The 16,993-nt window shown below is 61.2% G+C and carries 10 protein-coding genes; 2 read left to right on the forward strand and 8 right to left on the reverse strand.

Annotation, left to right across the window (positions count from 1 at the left end; translation table 11 throughout):
• The first annotated feature begins 28 nt into the window (after window positions 1-28).
• Entirely contained in the window at window positions 29-5,833 is a 5,805-nt protein-coding gene (locus B9N88_RS15875; RefSeq protein WP_027608183.1) for an alpha-2-macroglobulin, read from the forward strand.
• Window positions 5,814-8,111 (forward strand): penicillin-binding protein 1C, encoded by a 2,298-nt coding sequence (gene pbpC / locus B9N88_RS15880; RefSeq protein ID WP_027608182.1) that lies wholly within the window; start codon window positions 5,814-5,816, stop codon window positions 8,109-8,111. Before B9N88_RS15875 ends, pbpC begins: the two co-directional genes overlap by 20 nt.
• A 22-nt stretch (window positions 8,112-8,133) precedes the next feature.
• On the opposite strand, the gene B9N88_RS15885 is transcribed toward pbpC, so the two are convergent.
• From B9N88_RS15885 to atpG, 8 genes are all read right to left on the reverse strand, one after another.
• Window positions 8,134-9,336: a Fic family protein gene (locus tag B9N88_RS15885; RefSeq protein ID WP_256221397.1), complete on the reverse strand. Its 1,203-nt coding sequence runs from the start codon at window positions 9,334-9,336 to the stop codon at window positions 8,134-8,136.
• A gap of 131 nt (window positions 9,337-9,467) precedes the next feature.
• Window positions 9,468-9,830, reverse strand: a complete 363-nt coding sequence (locus B9N88_RS15890; protein ID WP_027608180.1) for a hypothetical protein — start codon at window positions 9,828-9,830, stop codon at window positions 9,468-9,470.
• A gap of 60 nt (window positions 9,831-9,890) precedes the next feature.
• The gene (gene glmS / locus B9N88_RS15895) at window positions 9,891-11,723 is read right to left on the reverse strand and encodes a glutamine--fructose-6-phosphate transaminase (isomerizing) (RefSeq protein WP_027608179.1); all 1,833 of its coding nucleotides are present in this window, start codon (window positions 11,721-11,723) and stop codon (window positions 9,891-9,893) included.
• 10 nt (window positions 11,724-11,733) lie between these two features.
• Complete coding sequence (locus B9N88_RS15900) at window positions 11,734-12,501, reverse strand: DeoR/GlpR family DNA-binding transcription regulator (RefSeq protein ID WP_027608178.1); 768 nt, start codon at window positions 12,499-12,501, stop codon at window positions 11,734-11,736.
• A gap of 227 nt (window positions 12,502-12,728) precedes the next feature.
• Entirely contained in the window at window positions 12,729-14,096 is a 1,368-nt protein-coding gene (gene glmU, locus B9N88_RS15905; RefSeq protein WP_027608177.1) for a bifunctional UDP-N-acetylglucosamine diphosphorylase/glucosamine-1-phosphate N-acetyltransferase GlmU, read from the reverse strand.
• Window positions 14,097-14,218: 122 nt separating this feature from the next.
• Window positions 14,219-14,635 carry a F0F1 ATP synthase subunit epsilon gene (locus B9N88_RS15910; protein ID WP_003177061.1) on the reverse strand — a complete coding sequence of 139 codons (417 nt, stop codon included), beginning with the start codon at window positions 14,633-14,635 and terminating at the stop codon, window positions 14,219-14,221.
• A 44-nt stretch (window positions 14,636-14,679) separates the two neighbouring features.
• Window positions 14,680-16,056, reverse strand: a complete 1,377-nt coding sequence (atpD, locus tag B9N88_RS15915) for a F0F1 ATP synthase subunit beta (RefSeq protein WP_003177062.1) — start codon at window positions 16,054-16,056, stop codon at window positions 14,680-14,682.
• A gap of 27 nt (window positions 16,057-16,083) precedes the next feature.
• Window positions 16,084-16,944 (reverse strand): F0F1 ATP synthase subunit gamma, encoded by an 861-nt coding sequence (gene atpG / locus B9N88_RS15920; RefSeq protein WP_003195829.1) that lies wholly within the window; start codon window positions 16,942-16,944, stop codon window positions 16,084-16,086.
• Window positions 16,945-16,993 lie beyond the last annotated feature (49 nt).

The raw sequence follows: 16,993 nt of genomic DNA on the forward strand, positions 1-16,993 counted from the left end.
ACGCCGCACTTAGCCAGGGATGCTCACCATGTTCGATTCGCTCAAAGCCATCAGCCGTCGTGTTGTCGGTGTGTTTCTGACTGTGGTGGGGGCCGTTTTCGGCCAATGGCATCCGCCGCTGTGGCTGCGCGCCATCGCCCGTGGCCTGGCGAACCTGGGTAACAAAGCCCGCGCTTATCCGCGCCAGGCCGGTGCCGGCATATTGGGCCTGGTGCTGCTGGCGGCCGCTGGCTTCTATGGCTGGCACTGGTACTCCAACCTGCCGCAACCCCACACCGTGGGCTATTCGCTGCACAAACCCAACCTGACGGACTACACCCAGCAACCGCCGGTTGTGGATAACTTGCAAGTGCGTTTTGCCGAATCGGTGGCCCCGCTGGCCGCCATTGGCAAGCCGGTCACCGAAGGCATCACCCTCAAACCCAATGTGGCCGGGAGCTGGCGTTGGTCCGATGACCGCACGCTGCTGTTCGTGCCGGAGAAAGACTGGCCCATCGAAGCGGGTTACACCCTTGATCTGGCCAGGAAAGGTTTGCTGGCCGATGGCGTACTGCTCAGCCAGTACAGCAGCCAGTTCTCCACCCAGCCGTTCCGCGCGACCCTGGCACACAACGAGTTGTATCAAGACCCGTCGAACCCGACGCTGAAACAACTGGTGGCGACCTTCCATTTTTCCCACCCGGTCGATGAAGACAGCCTGCGCAAGCGTGTTTCGGTCACCCTCGGCAAAGGCCTGGCCTACCGCGACGCCCAGTTGCCCAACCGCCCGGACATCAGCTTCGACGAGACCAGGCTGAACGCCTACGTACGCTCCGCCGCCCTGGCCACACCGCTGGAAAGCACGCCGGTCAGCGCCAAGTTGGATGAAGGCATCAAGGCCCGCGACGGCGGCAACGCCAGCACCGCGCCGCTGGTGGCGGAAGTCACCGTGCCCGGCCGCTATCGCCTGACCTTTACCGGCGCCGAAGTGAGCTTTGTGGATAACGAACGCGGCGAGCCTGAGCCGGTGCTGATGTTCAGCAGCTCCAGTGCCGTGGCCGATGACACCATTGCCGGTAAGGTCCAGGCCTGGCTGTTGCCGGAAAAAGCCCAGGACGACACCCGTCCCTATAACAGCAACGACATCGACGATGCCCTGCTGGCCCGCAGTACCAAGGTTACGCTGACCCACGTGCCCAGCGTCGAACCGCTGAACACCCTGCACGCCTTCAAGTTCAAGGCCCCGGCCGGCCGTGCGCTGTATGTGCGCGTGCCCGCCAACCTGGAAGCCATCGGTGGCTACCTGGCGAAAAACCCGACGGCCTCGCTGATCAGCATGCCGGCTTATCCGCGCACCTTGCAGTTCCTCTCCGACGGCGCGTTGCTCAGCCTCAATGGCGAAAAACGCCTGGGTTTCATGGCCCGTGGTGTACCTGGCGCCCATGTGGAAATCGCGCGCTTGCTGCCCAACCAATTGCAGCACCTGGTGGACCAGAGCAGCGGCAGCTTTGCCCGGCCCAATTTCGGCAACGAGTATTTCGACCGCATGGTTGAACGCCAGTCCCTGGATATTGCGCTGTCGTCCTCGGACCCGGCGAAAACCGTGTATGACAACGTCGATCTGAGCCACTACCTCACCGCCAACGGTGGCCGTCGCGGCATTTTCGTGCTCAAGCTCAGCCCTCAGGATGAGCCGGCCGAACGCACCTTCGACTATTCGCGCAGCACCACCTCTGACCTGCGCTTTATCGTGGTCACCGACCTCGGCATCATCGCCAAGCGCTCCAGCGATGGCAGCCATGACGTGTATGTGCAATCCATCGGCAACGGTTCGCCGGTGTCCGACGCCCAGGTCGACATCATCGGCCGCAACGGTCTGCCGGTAAGCAGCGGCCACACCGACGGCGAAGGCCACGTGCATTTCGCCAAGCTGGATGAACTGCGCCGTGAGAAGACGCCGCTGATGTATGTGGTCACCCGCGGCAATGACCAGTCGTTCCTGCCGATCGCCCGTCAGTCCCAGCAGCTGGATTTGTCGCGCTTCGACGTAGGTGGTTTGGAAGAAGACGGCGCGATTGATCGCCTCAGTGCCTACCTGTTCACCGACCGTGGCCTTTACCGCCCTGGCGAGACCGCGCACCTGGGCATGATCGTGCGCAGCGGCAACTGGAAAGGTGCCCTGCAAGGCCTGCCCGTGGAGCTGCAGATCACCGACCCGCGCGGCCTTGAAGTGATTCGCCAGCCGCTGAAGCTGTCCGCCAGCGGTTTTGAAACCTTTGATTTCCCCAGCAGCGAAGTCGCCCCCGCCGGTGACTACACCGCGACCTTGCAGTTGATTGGCCAGAAACAGACCCGCACCGACCTCGGCAGTGTCAGCTTCAAGGTCCGCGATTTCGAACCGGACCGCATGAAGGTCAGCCTGAGCCTGCACGACACCCTGGTACAGGGCTGGATTCCACCGGACCAGGTGGTGGCCAAGGTCACCGCGATGCACCTGTTCGGCGCCCCGGCGGCCGGCCGTCGCGTTACCGCGAAGATGTCCCTGAGCCCGACGCTCGCGGCATTCGAGCGTTACCCCGACTACCGTTTCCGCCTCAACGATTCCCTGGAAGAGGCCAGCACCGAAGACCTGGCCGAAACCACCGTCGACGACAACGGCCAGGCCGTACTCGACCTCAACCTGCAACGCTTCGCCAACAGCACCTATCGCTTGCAGGTGATGACCCAGGTGTTCGAGGCCGAAGGGGGCCGTAACGTGGCGGCGCAAAGTGCCTTGCTGGTGTCGTCCGCGCCCTACCTTGTGGGTGTGAAAAGTCAGGACTCGCTGTCGTACGTCGCCAAGGACGCCCCGCGCCAGGTGCAATGGCTGACCGTCGCGCCAGACCTCACCCCGTTGGCGGTGGATGGCCTGACCAGCGAAGTGGTCGAGCACCGCTACGTGTCGGTACTGGTGAAACAGTCCAACGGCACCTACAAGTACGAGTCGCGTATCAAGAACATCAGCCAACCGGCCTCGCCGCTGGTGATGACCAAGGACGGCGCCAGGCAGGCCCTGAACACCGCCACCCCAGGGGATTTCACCCTGCAAGTGAAGGACGCCAACGGCAACCTGCTCAACCAGATCGACTACAGCGTGGCCGGACGCGGGAATACCTCGCGCTCCCTGGAACGCAATGCCGAGCTGCAACTGCGCCTGGATAAACGCAGCTACGCCACCGGCGATGAGATCGCGATCAGCATCCGCGCGCCTTACACCGGTGCGGGCCTGATCACCATCGAGCGGGACAAGGTCTACACCCAGCAGTGGTTCAAGGCCGACAGTACCAACAGCGTGCAACATATCCGCGTGCCTGCGGGGCTTGAGGGCAATGCCTACGTCAACGTGCAGTTTGTGCGCGACATCGGCTCGTCCGAGGTCTACATGAGCCCGCTGTCCTACGGGGTGGTGCCGTTCAGCATCAACCTGGATGCACGGCGCATGGCGTTGAAGGTCGAGGGCCCGGCGAAAATCGAGCCGGGGCAGACGCTGGACATCAAGGTCAACGCCGACCGCCCCGGCCGTGCTGTGGTGTATGCAGTGGACGAAGGCATCTTGCAGGTAGCGCGCTACCAGACGCCGGACCCGCTGGGCTTCTTCTTCCAGAAACGTGCGCTGGAAGTCGGCACCAGTCAGATCCTTGACCTGATCCTGCCGGAATTCAGCCGCCTGCTCAGTGGGGCGGCGCCCGGTGGCGATACGGAAGGCGCCCTGGCCAACCACCTCAACCCGTTCAAGCGTAAACACCAGCCGCCAGTGGCCTGGTGGTCCGGGCTGGTGGACTTGCCCGCCGGTGAAACCGTGCTGCATTACCAGGTGCCGGACAGCTTCAACGGCAAGCTGCACCTGTTCGCGGTGGCTGTGGACGCCGACAGCGTGGGCGTCAGCGAGGCCAATACCGAGGTCCGTGGCCCGATCGTCATCACGCCGAACGTGCCAGCCTTCGTGGCGCCGGGTGATGTGTTCAACGTCAGCGCCGGAGTATTCAGCAACCTCGAGGCGGCAGCGGACGTGAAGTTTGAAGTGCAGACCAGCGCCGGCCTGGTGGTGCAGGGCGACAAAGCCAGCACCTTGTCCCTGCAACCGCGCAAAGAGGGCACCGCAGAGTTCAAGATCAAGGTCGGCGAAACCCTCGGTTCGGCGGATTTGCGCTTTGTCGCCGTGTTGCCGGATGGCAAGCGGATCCAGGTGGCGGAAACCACCTCGATCCGTCCCCTGAGCGAGCATCGCGTAGCCCTGAGCCTGGGCCGTTTCGACAGCGCCAGCAAAGAGCTCAAGCCCACCCGTGAACTGTTCAGCCAGTTGCGCGACGTACAACTGGGTGTGGCCGCCTCGCCGCTGGTATGGGCCAACGGCCTCAAGCATTACCTGGATGACTACGGTTATGCCTGCACCGAACAACTGGTGTCCAAGGCTATGCCGGCGTTGATCTGGGGCGGCACCGCACCCGAGGCAGAACAGGCCTTCAGCAGCGCGGTGCGCATGTTGCGTCAGCGCCAGAACCAGGCCGGTGGTTTCGGTTTGTGGGCCGCCAACCCGGATGTGGCGCCCTACGCCAGCCTGTACGCCACCGATTTCCTGATCGAAGCCAAGGAGCGCGGGCTACCGGTGCCGGAAGACCTGCTGGTGCGCGCCAACAGCTATCTGACGGACCTGGCCAACGGCCCGAGCGAAGGCCTGTCTGAATTGCGCAACCGCGCCTACGCCAGTTACCTGTTGAGTCGTCAGGGGATTCTGGTGAGCGGCGCCTTGAGCGATATCCGCGAGCGTTACGAGAGCTACTTCAAGGACAGCTGGCAGAACGACCTGGGCGCCGCCTACCTGGCGGCCAGCTACAAACTGCTCAAGCAGGATCGCCAGGCCGACACCTTGTTCCGCAAGATCCCTTGGCGTTCGCTTGTGGATAAGTGGGACAGCGACGGCCTGTATTACGACCCGCTGGTCCACGATGCCGAGCACCTGCATCTGCTCGCTCGCCATTTCCCCGAGTTGCTGGACGATGTTCCTACCGCCCTGCTGGATAAACTCGGCAAGCGCCTCAACGAACAGCGCTACAACTCGCTGTCGGCGGCGCTGTTACTGCGTGCCTTGGACAACTACGGCCAGCGCGCGCAAAGCGATATGACCCTCAAGGCCACTGCCTGGCTGGGCGACAAGCAGCAACAACTGCTGGAAATGGCCGGCCAGCCACCGCGCGCGGCGGTACCGGGCGCCACGCAAAAACTGCTGATGGAAAAATCCGACGGCCCGGCGGCGTTCTACATGCTCAGCGAAGCCGGTTTCGACAAGGGTGCCAAGCTCAAGCCGATCAACAACGGGCTGGAGATCATCCACGAATACCTCGACCTCAAAGGCGACCCAGTGAGCACAGTGGCGGTGGGCGATGAGTTCCTGGTGCGCTTGCGCCTGCGTGCCACCGACCGTGACCAGGTGCAGCAAGTGGCGGTGGTCGACCTGCTGCCCGGTGGCGTCGAGCCTGTGTATAACTTGCCGCCGGAGCCGGAAGCCGCCAGCAGCGAGGAAAGTGAAGGCGAAGCGTCCGAATACGTAGAAGAAAGCGAACAAGAAGCCGATGCCTGGCAAGCGCCCATCGGCGAAACCGAGCTGAGCAACTGGCAGCCGGACTACGTGGATGTGCGTGATGATCGGGTGGTGTTGTACGGCACGGCACTGCGCGACGTAGGCACCTTCGTCTATCGCGTGCGCGCCACCAACGCCGGCACGTTCAATACGCCACCGGCCTACGCCGAAGGCATGTACGAACCCACCCTGCAAGGGCGCGGCAAAGTAGGCCAGCTTGAAATTACCAAGCCTTAAACACCTGGCGCCGCTGCTGGCAGCGGCGCTGGTGCTGGCGGGGCTGCGGCTATGGCCCCACGCTCCGCTGGAACAGGCTGTGACGTCGTCACGGGTGGTGCTGGCCGATGACGGTTCGCTGCTGCGCATGACCCTGGCGGATGACGGCCAATACCGCTTATGGCTGCCGCTGGAGCGCATCTCGCCGTCACTGGTGGAGGCCTTGCTGCTCAAGGAAGACCGCAATTTCCATTGGCACCCGGGGATCAATCCCCCGGCGTTGCTGCGCGCGGCCCTGGCCACCTACAGCGGCGGCCAACGCCAGGGCGGCTCGACCTTGAGCATGCAATTGGCACGACGCCTGTGGGATCTCAACACCCGCCAGGTACCCGGCAAATTGCAGCAGATGGCCTTGGCCCTGTGGCTGGAGGCGCGCTACAGCAAGCACGACATTCTTGAGGCGTACCTGAACCTGGCGCCCATGGGCGGCAATATCGAAGGCGCCGAAGCGGCCAGTCGCATCTACTTCGGCAAGGCAGCGGCGCAGTTGTCGTTGTCCGAAGCCTTGGCGCTGGCGGTGATTCCCCAGCAGCCGGGGCGGCGCGCACGCTTCGGGCCGTCACTGCAAAACGCGCGACTGCGCTTGATGAATGACTGGCGCGAAACATATCCACAAGACCCGCGTAACGCCAGTTTGCTCGAGCTGCCCCTGGAAGCCCGCAATCGCCAGCAGATCCCCTTCCTGGCGCCGCATCTGAGCGAGCAGCTGTTGGCATCCCAGCCCGGCAACGAACTCAACAGCACCCTCAACCTGCCCTTGCAGCAACTGCTCGAACGCCTGATCAGCGGCTTTATCGCCGAGCGGCGCAGCACCGGTGTGGAAAATGCCACGGCCATCCTGATCGACAGCCGCGACCAGAGCGTCAAGGCGCTGGTGGGCTCGGCGGATTACTTATCCACAGGCATCCACGGCCAGGTCAACGGCGTGTTATCACGCCGCTCGCCGGGGTCGACCCTCAAGCCGTTTCTCTACGGGCTGGCGCTGGATCAAGGGGTGATCCACCCCATGAGTATCCTCAAGGATTTGCCCAGTAACTTCGGCTACTTCCAGCCGGAAAATTTCGACGGCAGTTTTGTCGGGCCGCTGACCGCACGGGATGCATTGATCCGTAGCCGGAATATCCCGGCGGTGTGGCTGGCCAGCCAGGTGAAGTCGCCGTCGTTGTATGGGTTGCTGCAACGCGCCGGGGTCAAGGGCCTGCGCGGTGAAAGCCATTACGGCTTGGCCCTGGCCCTCGGTGGCGGTGAGATGACCCCCGAGGAACTGGCGAGGCTGTACGTGATGCTGGCGGGCGACGGCCATCTGCGGCCGTTGCGCTATCTGCAGGAGCAGCCCCAGGCTACCGGCCCGCAGCTCCTCACCCCGCAGGCGGCCTTTATGGTGCGTGACATGCTGCGCCGTAACCCACGCCCGGATGGCCTGCCCGCGCGGCACTGGCGCACCGCCTGGAAAACCGGCACGTCCTGGGGGTTCCATGATGCGTGGAGCGCAGGCCTGGTCGGCCCCTACGTGCTGGTGGTGTGGGTGGGCAACTTCGATGGTCGCCCCAACCCGGCGTTTATCGGTGCCAAGACCGCCGCGCCGCTGTTCTTCCGTATCGCCGACGCCCTGCCCCTGGCCTTGCCCAACGTCGTGATCAAGGCCGACAAACCACCCGCCGGCCTGGTGCGCATCGACGTCTGCGCCGCCTCGGGCGAATTGCCCAACCGCTGGTGCCCGCAAACCCGCAAGACCTGGTACATCCCCGGCGTGTCACCGATTCGCGTGTCCAACCTGCACCGCCCGGTACTGATCGACACCCGTACCGGCAAGGCCGCATGCCCGCCGTTCGAGGCGCAATACACCCGCGAGGAAGTCTTCGAATTCTGGCCCAGCGACATACAACGCCTGTACCGCGCCGCCGGCCTGCCCCGCCGCACGCCACCCAACGTGATGAAAAACTGCCAGCCCAACCGCATCAGCGACCAGAGCGAAGCCCCGCAGATTCGCTCGCCGCTGACTCAAGTGAGCTATCAGTTGCGCCTGTCCCAACCCCAGGAAAGCATCCCGCTGAACGCGAATGCGGCCAGCGATGCGGCGACGCTGTACTGGTTTGCTGATCAAACCTTGATCGGCCAGGGCCCGCCGCAAGCCACATTGAACTGGCGGCCGGTTAAGTCGGGGGAGTATCGGCTGCGGGTCAGTGATGATCAGGGGCGCAGTGCGAGTCGGGGGTTGAGGGTGGAGTTTGTGCCGTGATAAGCCGCCTCTGACCCCTGGCTCAGTAAAAGCGCCGATGAAGATCAGGGAATATCATCTGCGCGAACCATACGGGTAGGCCGGGAAAAATCGAGCGTGACTTGGCAGACGGCGCTTCAACTACGCCCAAATCAATTAACTTTTTAAGCTGATCACTTGCTACGCGATCATGCAGCCCAGAAAAGATTTTGAAGTCCGCTCGGGCAATCTCACCTTGAGTTAGCAGGATATGGATGGCCTTGGCCATTTCCGGCTTCACTCCAGCCCCAATGAATCGCTCCTCAAGCCCAATCACTCTCTCAAGCCGCTGACGCAGACTTACCAGGCCCATCGCTTGTTCTACATACTCCATCTGATCAATGCAGACTTGCAGCATGAACTCTACAAATTCGAACAACCCACTTTGAGTCAGCTGACCACGACCGTCGAGATCACCGCGACGCGGCTGGTCCGCTGCACGCAAGCGTCCATAGTACTCATCCTGTTTTCGTGCCAGCCCCCGAGAAAGTGACCAAAGTGGGGACGCTAGCCCAAGGCGCATCAACTGCAAGTGCGTAATCATGCGCACGACTCGGCCATTGCCATCTTCAAATGGGTGAATAAACGCAAGACGATGGTGATAAGCAAGAGCGCTGAGAATTCGCGACGTCAGATCAGGTTGCCCCCCATATACCTGTTGAAGGCGGGTGAGCATGGGGGCGACGGATTCCCAGGCAGGCGCTGCATGATCACCCACCAAGACATTGCGTTGTGCACTATCACGCAATTGACCCGGCACCATTAAGCGCCCATCACTCAGCCGCAAGTCGTCGTCGCTGGCACCTGTAAAAAGGCGGCGATGAATGACAGAAATGAATTCAGGGGCAAAGAACACGCTCCAAGGCGCGTCAATTGATTTCGGCCGACGTACTGTTCGCTCCAGTAACGCCTGAACGCCGATGTGACTTTCGGCCAGCTCACGCAGTTCTTTGGAGTCGCGCCTGGGTACTCGTGTAGATAACGTAGCAGGCTCGGTGAATTGGCCTTCAATCAGGTTGCTGTAGTAACTATTGGTGATCCGCATCAGGCCGCCGATGCGAATAGCGGTGTTTTCGGGGAGCAAACCCGTGAGTTTTCCGGCACGAAACGATAGCGTCTCTGCCGTACGTAAAATCGACGCAGGAAAACCTGGCGATGGCCAGACAGGTTCCAACCAGTGATTACCGGACATGAACTTCTGCGTCATTTTTCTCACCATTTTCCGATTTTTTTTCGAATCTGTTTTCCTTTAAGGTCCAATAATAACGGGATAAATCCAAGATTTTATACAACTATCTGCTAAACATTTTTCTGATTTTTTTTCTGATTCTTTTTGGCCTATACAACCAGCTCCACGTAGTTCGACTCCCCGCCTCCCGTCGCCCCCGACAACCAACCCCACACGAAACTCAGCGTGGTACGCCCGGCAGCATCGACACCGATGATGCCCCGCGACCAGCCGGCCAGCAGCTCACCTTCCAGTGTCAGGCACTGATACAGCAGCTCGATAGCGTCTGGGCCTGTGACGCGGCCGACCTGCGTACCCAGGCGGATGCGACCGCCTTGGTAGGTACTGGAAATGGCATCTCCCTCAACAAGGTAATGAAACACCGTTCCCGCGCCGGATAGCCCGTGGGTGTTATTGGCGACGGTGAATCGGCGGTTGTGCAAACGCTCGTGGATTTGCGAGGGGGTGTTCATCGAAGGCGCGTCCTTTCGCGGGGACCTGGAGACCCGGGCGGGCCTCCAGGGTGGAGCGGGTTACTCCACCGTCACCGACTTCGCCAGGTTGCGCGGCTGGTCGACGTCGGTGCCTTTGAGCACGGCGACGTAGTACGACAGCAGTTGCAGCGGGATGGTGTAGAGGATCGGCGACAGGGTGTCGTGGATGTGCGGCATGTTGATGACGTGGGTGCCTTCGCCGTTGGTCATGCCGGCTTTTTCGTCGGCGAACACGATCAGTTGGCCGCCACGGGCGCGGACTTCCTGCAGGTTGGACTTGAGCTTCTCCAGCAGTTCGTTGTTCGGCGCGACGGTGACCACCGGCATGTCGTCGTCCACCAGGGCCAACGGGCCGTGCTTGAGCTCACCGGCCGGGTAGGCTTCGGCGTGGATGTACGAAATTTCCTTGAGCTTCAGGGAGCCTTCCATCGCCACCGGGTACTGCGCGCCACGGCCGAGGAACAGGGTGTGGTTCTTGTCGGCGAACAGCTCTGCGACTTTTTCCACGGTGCTGTCCATGGCCAAGGCTTCGCCCAGGCGGGTCGGCAGGCGGCGCAGTTCTTCCACCAGAGTGGCTTCGACGCCGGCAGCCAAGGTGCCGCGAACCTGGCCCAGGGACAGGGTCAGCAGCAACAGGCCGACCAACTGGGTGGTGAAGGCTTTGGTGGAGGCCACGCCGATTTCGCGACCGGCCTGGGTCAGCAGGGTCAGGTCGGACTCACGCACCAGGGAGCTGATGCTGACGTTGCAGATCGCCAGGCTGGCGAGGAAGCCCAGCTCTTTGGCATTGCGCAGCGCGGCCAGGGTGTCGGCGGTTTCGCCGGACTGGGAAATGGTCACGAACAGCGTGTCGGGCTGCACCACCACCTTGCGGTAGCGGAACTCACTGGCGACTTCGACCTGGCACGGGATGCCGGCCAGTTCTTCCAGCCAGTAACGAGCAACCATACCGGCGTGGTAGCTGGTGCCACAGGCCACGATCTGCACATTGCGCACTTTGGCGAACAGCTCGGCGGCTTGCGGGCCGAAGGCGTTGACCAGCACTTGCTTGTCACCAAGGCGGCCTTCCAGGGTGCGCTGCACCACGGCCGGTTGTTCGTGGATTTCCTTGAGCATGAAGTGGCGGAACTCGCCTTTGTCGGCAGCCTCGGCACCGTCGCGGTATTGCACGGCTTCGCGTTCGACGGAATTACCGTTCACGTCCCAGATCGCCACGCTTTCACGGCGAATGTCAGCAATATCGCCCTCCTCCAGGTACATGAAGCGGTCGGTCACCTGGCGCAGGGCCAGTTGGTCGGAGGCGAGGAAGTTCTCGCCCAGGCCCAGGCCGATCACCAGCGGGCTGCCACTGCGGGCGGCGACCACGCGGTCAGGTTGGCTGGCGCTGACCACGGCCAGACCATAGGCGCCGTGCAGCTCCTTGACCGTGGCCTTGAGGGCGGCGGTCAGGTCACTGTGGTCCTTGAGCTTGTGGTTGAGCAGGTGGGCGATGACTTCGGTGTCGGTATCCGAGGTGAACACGTAGCCCATGCTCTTGAGCTGTTCGCGCAGCACTTCGTGGTTTTCGATGATGCCGTTGTGCACCACGGCCAAGTCACCGGAGAAGTGCGGGTGGGCGTTGCGCTCGCACGGTGCGCCGTGGGTGGCCCAGCGGGTGTGGGCAATCCCCAGGCGACCCACCAGCGGCTCGCCGGCCAACGCCTGCTCCAACTCGCTGACCTTGCCTGGGCGGCGCATGCGCTCAAGCTTGCCGGCGTTGGTGAAGACGGCCACACCCGCGCTGTCGTAGCCCCGGTATTCCAGGCGCTTGAGACCTTCGAGCAGGATGGCAGTAACGTTACGTTCGGCGACTGCGCCAACAATTCCACACATGGTGCTTCTCCTAGATGATTGCCGCGCATATCAGCGTAATGCCGCGGGCTTGGATCTGGTCGCGGGCCTCAAGCGGCAGGCGATCATCGGTAATAAGGGTATGGACGCTGCTCCAGGGCAGTTCCAGGTTGGGAATCTTGCGGCCGATCTTGTCGGATTCGACCATCACCACCACTTCACGGGCGACCTCGGCCATCACACGGCTCAAGCCCAGTAATTCGTTGAAGGTGGTGGTGCCACGTTGCAGATCGATGCCGTCGGCGCCGATGAACAGTTGATCAAAGTCGTAGGAACGCAACACCTGCTCGGCGACCTGGCCCTGGAACGAGTCCGAATGCGGGTCCCAGGTGCCGCCGGTCATCAACAGCACCGGTTCGTGCTCCAGTTCGCTCAAGGCGCTGGCCACGTGCAGGGAGTTGGTCATGACCACCAGGCCGGGCTGGTGGCCCAGTTCCGGGATCATGGCGGCGGTAGTGCTGCCGCTGTCGATGATGATGCGGGCGTGTTCACGCAAACGCATCACCGCAGCACGGGCGATCGCACGTTTGTAGGCCGAGACCGGTTGGGCGGGGTCGCCCACCAGTTCCTGAGGCATGGTGATCGCGCCACCGTAGCGACGCAGCAACAGGCCGTTACTTTCGAGCGCGGCCAAGTCCTTGCGGATAGTGACTTCCGAGGTTTCGAAACGCTTGGCCAGTTCGTCCACGCTGACTTCGCCCTGTTCGTTGAGCAAGGTCAGGATGTTGTGGCGTCGTTGGGGTGTATTTCGTTTCGACATGGTAATTATAAGTTTCGTTTCGAAAGATAACGAAGGCAATCAAAACCTATTGAGAAGATATCGTCAAGCGTCGGAAACAGATTTTTCAAGCAACACACACAAATGTGGGAGGAGGCTTGCCCCCGATTGCAGTAGATCAGTCGACTGAAACATTGACTGAAAATCCGCCATCGGGGGCAAGCCCCCTCCCACATCTGGATAACGCTGCTGATAAGGCTGTGGATAACTCAGGTCTTCTTGATTTTGACCGGGCGTTTCCAGCCGTCGATGTTACGTTGGCGTGCACGGGCCACGGCCAGTTGGGACTTATCCACATCCTGGTTGATGGTTGAGCCCGCAGCAGTGTTCGAACCATCACCTATCGTCACAGGTGCAATCAGCGAGTTATTCGAGCCGATGAAGACGTCCTCACCAATAGTGGTCTGGTACTTATTGGCACCGTCGTAGTTGCAGGTGATCGCGCCTGCGCCGATGTTGCTGCGCGCACCGATCACCGCATCCCCCAGGTAAGCCAGGTGGCCGGCCTTTGCATCATCGCCCATGCGTGCGTTTTTCAGTTCGACGAAATTGCCGACGTGCGCCCTGGCGCCCATCACAGTGCCCGGACGCAACCGCGCAAAAGGCCCGGCATCGCTGCCCTCGCCCATTACGGCGCCGTCGATATGGCTGTTGGCCTTGACCACCACGCCCTTGCGCAGGGTGCTGTCCTTGATCACGCAGTTCGGGCCGATGACCACGTTGTCTTCGATGATCACGCGGCCTTCGAGGATCACGTTGATGTCGATCAGCACATCGCGGCCGACGGTGACCTCACCGCGTACGTCAAAACGCGCAGGGTCGCGCAGGGTCACGCCCTGGGCCATCAGGCGGCGGCCTTCACGCAGTTGGTAGTGACGCTCGAGCTCTGCAAGCTGCTTGCGATCATTGGCGCCCTGTACTTCCATCGGGTCGTGGGGCTGCTCGGTGGCGACCAGCAGGCCATCACTCACGGCCATCTCGATCACGTCGGTGAGGTAGTACTCGCCCTGGGCGTTGTTGTTAGACAGGCGGCTCATCCAGTCGGCGAGCTTATTGGCAGGCACCGCAAGGATGCCGGTGTTGCCTTCGGTGATAGCCCGCTGGGCTTCACTGGCGTCCTTGTGCTCGACGATCGCCGCGACCTTGCCGTCGGCACCGCGCACGATGCGCCCGTAACCGGTGGGGTCATCCAGCTCAACGGTGAGCAGGCCCATCTGGCCGGGCACCACATGCTTGAGCAGGCGTTGCAGGGTTTCCACTTCGATCAGCGGCACGTCACCGTAGAGGATCAGCACGGTGTCGGCGGTAATGAACGGCACAGCTTGCGCGGTGGCGTGGCCGGTGCCCAGTTGTTTGTCCTGTAATACGAAATTCAGGTCATCCGCCGCCAGGCGCTCGCGCACCACATCAGCACCGTGGCCGATCACCACGTGGATACGTTGCGGGTCCAGTTGACGAGCGCTGTGGATAACATGCCCAAGCATGGAATTGCCCGCGACCGGGTGCAGCACCTTGGGCAGGGCCGAACGCATGCGGGTGCCCTGGCCTGCGGCGAGAATGACGATTTCAAGAGACATGAATGGCTACCAATCCTGGGCGGTCCGGCTTCAGACCAAAGATGTGTTGTGCTAAAAAAGAAAAAGGGTAGCCGAGGCTACCCTTTTTAATCAATCGCGCATAAGCATCACGGCGTCGCCGCTTACTTCTTGCGGATCTGCTGGAGCGTGCGCAGCTGAGCTGCAGCCTCGGCCAGACGTACAGCAGCAGCGCTGTAGTCGAAGTCCGCACCCTTTTCGTTCAGGGCCTTCTCGGCAGCCTTGACGGCTTCCTGAGCGGAGGCTTCATCCAGGTCGCCAGCACGTTGCACGGTGTCGGCAAGTACCTTGACCATGTTCGGCTGAACCTCAAGGAAACCACCGGAGATGTAAAACACCTCCTTTTCCCCGCCTTGCTTGGTCAGAGTGATCGGACCTGGCTTCAAGCTGGTGATCAATGGCGCGTGGCCCATGGCAATACCCAGGTCACCGAGTTCGCCGTGTGCAATCACCATTTCTACCAGACCGGAGAAGATTTCCCCTTCCGCGCTGACGATATCGCAATGGACTGTCATAGCCATCTGATTGCCTCAACCTGATGAGCGCCCGTTTCCGGGCGCCTGGATTACAGTTTCTTGGCTTTCTCGATCGCTTCTTCGATGCCGCCGACCATGTAGAACGCTTGTTCTGGCAGGTGGTCGTAGTCACCGTTGAGGATGCCTTTGAAGCCAGCAATGGTGTCTTTCAGGGAAACGTATTTACCCGAAGCACCGGTGAAGACTTCAGCCACGAAGAACGGCTGCGACAAGAAGCGCTGGATCTTACGAGCACGGTTTACCAACTGCTTGTCGGCTTCCGACAGCTCGTCCATACCCAGGATCGCAATGATGTCCTTCAGTTCTTTGTAACGCTGCAGCACGTACTGAACGCCGCGAGCGGTGTCGTAGTGCTCCTGGCCGATCACGTTCGGGTCCAGCTGGCGCGAAGTCGAGTCGAGTGGATCGACCGCTGGGTAGATACCCAGGGAAGCGATGTCACGGGACAGAACGACGGTGGCGTCCAAGTGGGCGAAGGTGGTCGCAGGCGATGGGTCGGTCAAGTCATCCGCAGGTACGTATACCGCTTGGATCGAAGTGATCGAACCTTCCTTGGTCGAAGTGATACGTTCCTGCAGAACGCCCATCTCTTCAGCCAGGGTCGGCTGGTAACCTACTGCGGAAGGCATACGGCCCAGCAGTGCGGATACTTCAGTACCGGCCAGGGTGTAACGGTAGATGTTGTCGACGAACAGCAGAACGTCGTTACCTTCGTCACGGAACTTCTCGGCCATGGTCAGGCCAGTCAGTGCTACGCGCAGACGGTTTCCCGGCGGCTCGTTCATCTGACCGTAGACCAGTGCCACTTTGTCCAGAACGTTGGAGTCCTTCATCTCGTGGTAGAAGTCGTTACCCTCACGAGTACGCTCACCCACACCGGCGAACACGGAATAACCGCTGTGCTCGATGGCGATGTTACGGATCAGTTCCATCATGTTTACGGTCTTGCCTACACCGGCACCACCGAACAGACCGACTTTACCGCCCTTGGCGAACGGGCAAACCAGGTCGATAACCTTGATGCCGGTTTCCAGCAGGTCGTTGCCGCCAGCCTGTTCCGCGAACGAAGGTGCTGGACGGTGAATGCCCCAGCGCTCTTCGGTGTCGATCGGGCCAGCTTCGTCAATCGGGTTGCCCAGTACGTCCATGATCCGGCCCAGGGTCGCTTTACCGACCGGTACGGAGATGGCAGCGCCAGAGTCGATAACGTCCAGACCGCGCTTCAAGCCTTCGGTGGAACCCATCGCAATGGTACGAACTACGCCGTCGCCCAGCTGCTGCTGAACTTCCAGAGTAGTTTCCGCGCCTTGTACTTTCAGCGCGTTGTAGATGCTCGGTACGCTGTCGCGTGGAAATTCCACGTCGATAACGGCGCCGATGATTTGAACGATACGTCCGCTACTCATAGCTGGATCCTCTGAATATTTGAACCGTTAAACCGCGGCAGCGCCGCCGACGATTTCCGAGATCTCTTGGGTGATCGCAGCCTGACGCGCCTTGTTGTAGATCAGCTGCAAATCGCTGATCAGATCACCGGCGTTATCGGTAGCGTTTTTCATCGCGATCATCCGCGCCGCTTGTTCAGCTGCGTTGTTCTCGACCACCGCCTGGTACACCTGCGACTCCACGTAGCGCACCATCAAGCCGTCAAGCAGCTCTTTGGCGTCTGGTTCGTAGAGGTAGTCCCAGTGGTGCTTGAGTTCCTGATCCGGAGTCGCCACCAGTGGAATCAATTGCTCCACGGTTGGCTGCTGGGTCATGGTGTTGATGAACTTGTTGGATACCACGGAGAGGCGGTCGATCCGGCCTTCCAGGTACGCATCCAGCATCACCTTCACACTGCCGATCAAATCATTGATCGACGGCTCTTCACCCAGGTGGCTGATAGCTGCAACGACGTTACCGCCGAAGTTGCGGAAAAAGGCCGCACCCTTGCTACCAACAACACACAGATCGATCTCGACGCCGTTTTCGCGGTTTACCGCCATGTCCTTGACCAGGGCCTTGAACAGGTTGGTATTCAAACCACCGCACAAACCACGGTCACTGCTCACTACCACATAACCCACACGCTTGACGGCGCGCTCGATCATGAAGGGGTGGCGGTATTCCGGGTTGGCGTTGGCCAGATGCCCAATTACCTGGCGGATACGCTCCGCATAAGGACGGCTAGCAGCCATGCGCATTTGTGCCTTGCGCATTTTGCTGACCGCCACTTTTTCCATGGCGCTGGTAATTTTTTGCGTGCTTTTGATGCTCGCAATCTTACTGCGAATCTCTTTTGCGCCTGCCATGTAACACCTATCAGGTTAGCAAGCGGGAGCCTTGCGGCTCCCGCTGCGG

The organism is Pseudomonas sp. LAMO17WK12:I1 (assembly GCF_900177315.1).
Taxonomy (GTDB): Bacteria; Pseudomonadota; Gammaproteobacteria; order Pseudomonadales; family Pseudomonadaceae; genus Aquipseudomonas; species Aquipseudomonas marginalis.

Coding starts and splice junctions, on each gene's coding strand:
- B9N88_RS15875 (WP_027608183.1), top strand. CDS start 29: ATGTTCGATTCGCTCAAAGCCATCAGCCGTCGTGTTGTCGGTGTGTTT.
- B9N88_RS15885 (WP_256221397.1), bottom strand. CDS start 9,336: ATGACGCAGAAGTTCATGTCCGGTAATCACTGGTTGGAACCTGTCTGG.
- B9N88_RS15890 (WP_027608180.1), bottom strand. CDS start 9,830: ATGAACACCCCCTCGCAAATCCACGAGCGTTTGCACAACCGCCGATTC.
- glmS (WP_027608179.1), bottom strand. CDS start 11,723: ATGTGTGGAATTGTTGGCGCAGTCGCCGAACGTAACGTTACTGCCATC.
- B9N88_RS15900 (WP_027608178.1), bottom strand. CDS start 12,501: ATGTCGAAACGAAATACACCCCAACGACGCCACAACATCCTGACCTTG.
- glmU (WP_027608177.1), bottom strand. CDS start 14,096: ATGTCTCTTGAAATCGTCATTCTCGCCGCAGGCCAGGGCACCCGCATG.
- B9N88_RS15910 (WP_003177061.1), bottom strand. CDS start 14,635: ATGGCTATGACAGTCCATTGCGATATCGTCAGCGCGGAAGGGGAAATC.
- atpD (WP_003177062.1), bottom strand. CDS start 16,056: ATGAGTAGCGGACGTATCGTTCAAATCATCGGCGCCGTTATCGACGTG.
- atpG (WP_003195829.1), bottom strand. CDS start 16,944: ATGGCAGGCGCAAAAGAGATTCGCAGTAAGATTGCGAGCATCAAAAGC.